The sequence below is a fragment of the Streptomyces sp. NPDC059917 genome, from assembly GCF_042730635.1.
Classification (GTDB): Bacteria; Actinomycetota; Actinomycetes; order Streptomycetales; family Streptomycetaceae; genus Streptomyces.
Genome location: NZ_JBHWLC010000184.1, coordinates 1 through 2,116 on the forward strand (window position 1 = coordinate 1; position 2,116 = coordinate 2,116).

At 72.8% G+C, this 2,116-nt stretch carries 2 protein-coding genes and 1 pseudogene; 2 read left to right on the forward strand and 1 reads right to left on the reverse strand.

Annotated features, from left to right (window positions below):
- Window positions 1-120: 120 nt before the first annotated feature.
- The gene (locus ACFWAR_RS39345) at window positions 121-717 is read right to left on the reverse strand and encodes a hypothetical protein (RefSeq protein ID WP_385788531.1); all 597 of its coding nucleotides are present in this window, start codon (window positions 715-717) and stop codon (window positions 121-123) included.
- A gap of 264 nt (window positions 718-981) precedes the next feature.
- Here ACFWAR_RS39345 and ACFWAR_RS39350 point away from each other — a divergent pair, with 264 nt between their 5' ends.
- Window positions 982-1,851, forward strand: coding sequence for a bifunctional methylenetetrahydrofolate dehydrogenase/methenyltetrahydrofolate cyclohydrolase (locus ACFWAR_RS39350; protein WP_385788534.1), 870 nt, complete (start codon window positions 982-984; stop codon window positions 1,849-1,851).
- Window positions 1,848-2,116, forward strand: a pseudogene (locus ACFWAR_RS39355) (hypothetical protein); the annotation flags it as partial. The gene ACFWAR_RS39350 and the pseudogene ACFWAR_RS39355, both read left to right, overlap by 4 nt.

Sequence of the window (2,116 nt, forward strand, 5' to 3'; positions counted from 1 at the left end):
CGCGCCGCTCTGCGAGCCGCCCCAGCTCGCCGCCGGCACGGTCGCGGTGGCCTGCGAGGAACTGCGCCGGCGGGCGGTGCGGGACGCGGCCTTCGCCGTGTGCGGATCAACCGGAACGCGTCAGAAGTTCCGGGGCCGGTTGAACCAGGCGGCGCCGTCGGCCTTCGCGAGGAAGACGATGACCAGGATCGACAGGATGGTGTGCACCAGGCCGATCAGGATGAACGGGTAGATGCCGAGCAGCGCCGTGATCGAGGCGAAGACGATGCCGGTGATGCGGACGCCGTTGCCGCCCTTGCCGAACTTCGCGCCGAGGACGATGGCGACGACGCCCCAGATGAGGATCGCGACCGCGAAGCCGTACAGGGCGCCGGTCGGGAAGTCCTTGAGGGCGTCGAACTGGCTGTCCGCCTGCACGGACGGGTCGTTCTTCGCCTTGTCGACGGCGGCGGCGGCGAGGGCGAAGAGGGCCGCGCCGATGACCTGGAACGCCGCGATGATGAAGAGCATGATGCGCGCGCCCGACACACCGCCCGGCATCGTCTGCGGGGCGCCCGAGTAACCGCCCGGGTACGCCGGGGCGCCGCCCTGCGGGTAGCCGTAGCCGCCCTGCGGCGGGACGCCCTGAGGGGCCTGCTGCGGGTAGCCGTAACCGGGCTGTCCGCCCTGCGGCTGCTGCTGCTGGCCGTACGGGTTGTTCGGGTCGCCGAAGCTCATGTCGGGGTGTTCCTCCGTAGAAGTGCGGGGACGCGTGGTCAGCACGGAGGAACTCTTGCGAATGCGGTCCGCCCCCCGGCACTGCCCGCGGCACTATTGCCGCCATCGTGGTCGGGTCCGGCCCGCATTGTCCAGTCGATTGGCGTCCAAGGGCGCCACTTGTTGTGCAAGTGCAATGAACCGGGCTCTGGTGCGGGTGTCTTGGCCGGCCATCACGAGTGGTGCGAGTGGAACCGGGGGCGGTCCATCCGGGAGGATGGGTCCATGACCGCCCAGATTCTCGATGGCAAGGCCACCGCGTCCGCGATCAAGTCCGGACTGACCGCCCGCGTGGCGGCCCTCAAGGCCCGGGGCATCACCCCCGGCCTGGGCACCCTGCTGGTCGGCGACGATCCCGGGAGCCGCTGGTACGTCAACGGCAAGCACAAGGACTGCGCCGAGGTCGGCATCGCCTCGATCCAGCGCGAACTGCCCGCGACCGCCTCCCAGGAGGACATCGAAGCGGTCGTCCGTGAACTCAACGCCAACCCCGAGTGCACGGGGTACATCGTCCAACTGCCGCTCCCCAAGGGCATCGACACCAACCGCGTGCTCGAACTGATGGACCCGGCGAAGGACGCCGACGGCCTGCACCCCACCTCCCTCGGCCGGTTGGTCCTGGGCGAGCCGGGCCCGTTGCCCTGCACCCCCTACGGAATCGTGGAACTGCTGCGGCACCACGGCGTGGAGATCAACGGCGCGCACGTGGTGGTGCTCGGACGCGGGATCACCGTCGGCCGGTCCATCGGCCTGCTGCTGACGCGCAAGTCGGAGAACGCCACCGTGACGCTGTGCCACACCGGTACGCGCGACCTGCCGGCGCTGCTGCGCCAGGCGGACATCGTGGTCGCGGCCGCGGGCGTGCCGCACCTGGTCAAGCCCGAGGACGTGAAGCCGGGGGCGGCGGTCCTCGACGTCGGCGTCAGCCGGGACGAGAACGGGAAGATCGTCGGGGACGTGCACCCGGGGGTCGCGGAGGTGGCCGGGTGGCTGTCCCCGAACCCGGGCGGCGTCGGTCCGATGACGCGGGCGCAGCTGCTGGTGAACGTGGTGGAGGCGGCCGAGCGGCTGGTTCCGGCGGCGGGGACCGCGTGAGCGGGGCGGACCCGCGGGGCGCCGGCAGGACCCGGGCGAAGCCCCCGGCCAAGGCTCCGGGCGCGGCCCCGGCCGAGGCGAAGGCCCCGGGCCCCGAGGACACCTCGGGCGCGGGTCCGGCCAAGGGCGAGGGCCCGGCCGAGCGCGCCGACAAGGCCGAGTCCCGGGCCGAGTCCCGGGCCGAGGGCAAGGCGGTCGCGGGGCAGTCGGCGGAGCAGGGCGCCGCGCGTCCGTCGCGGCGGCCGCCCGCCGTCACGCGCGACAC

What these genes read in the sequence shown, in the direction of transcription:
- ACFWAR_RS39345 (WP_385788531.1), bottom strand. Translation starts at nt 717, where the DNA reads ATGAGCTTCGGCGACCCGAACAACCCGTACGGCCAGCAGCAGCAGCCG.
- ACFWAR_RS39350 (WP_385788534.1), top strand. Translation starts at nt 982, where the DNA reads ATGACCGCCCAGATTCTCGATGGCAAGGCCACCGCGTCCGCGATCAAG.